Consider the following 803-nt stretch of genomic DNA (forward strand, 5'->3'; position numbering starts at 1 on the left):
GAGCCGCGAAGCGCGCGTTGACCTGGAGCGAGTGGCCGGTGAAGACGGGCACCCGGACGCAGGTTCCGGAGACGAGCAGCTCCGGGATGCCCAGGATCTTGCGGCTCTCGTTGCGCAGCTTGCGCTCCTCGTCCGTCTCGCCCGAGCCGTCGTCGAGCAGCGACCCGGCCATCGGCAGCACGTTGTACGCGATGGGCCGGGCGTACTTGCGCGGCTCGGGCAGGGTCACGGCCGAGCCGCCGTGGGTGAGCCGCGCCGCCGTCCCGGCGGTCTTCTGGATCTGCTCCTCCAGTTCGGCCACGCCCTCCAGGCCGCTTCCGGACACCGCCTGGTAGGAGGCGATGACCAGGCTCTCGAGACCGGCCTCGGCGTGCAGCGGGCGCAGCACCGGCATGGCCGCCATGGTGGTGCAGTTGGGGTTGGCGATGATGCCCTTCGGGCGCTTCGCGACGGCGTCCGGGTTCACCTCGGAGACCACCAGCGGGACCTCGGGGTCCATCCGCCAGGCCGACGAGTTGTCGATCACCACGGGTCCGGCGGCGGCCACCTTGGGGGCCAGTGCCCTGGAGGTGGCGCCGCCGGCCGAGAACAGCACGATGTCCAGGCCGGAGTAGTCGGCCGTGGCCGCGTCCTCCACGGTGATCTCGGTGTCCTGCCACGGCAGGGTGCGCCCCGCCGAGCGCGCCGAGGCGAACAGCCGCAACTGCTCCACCGGGAAGCCACGCTCGGCGAGTATGCCGAGCATCACCCCGCCGACCTGGCCGGTGGCACCGACGATTCCGATTCTCATCCTGCTCCTCCAC

Annotated in this window: 1 protein-coding gene; it reads right to left on the minus strand. The window is 71.6% G+C overall.

What is annotated here, in order from left to right:
• Positions 1 to 790, minus strand: a 790-nt coding sequence (locus KUM32_RS37910) for an aspartate-semialdehyde dehydrogenase (RefSeq protein ID WP_217146367.1), incomplete at its 3' end; no start/stop codon positions are given.
• Positions 791 to 803: the final 13 nt, after the last annotated feature.

The sequence above is a fragment of the Streptomyces sp. AC627_RSS907 genome, assembly GCF_019049165.1.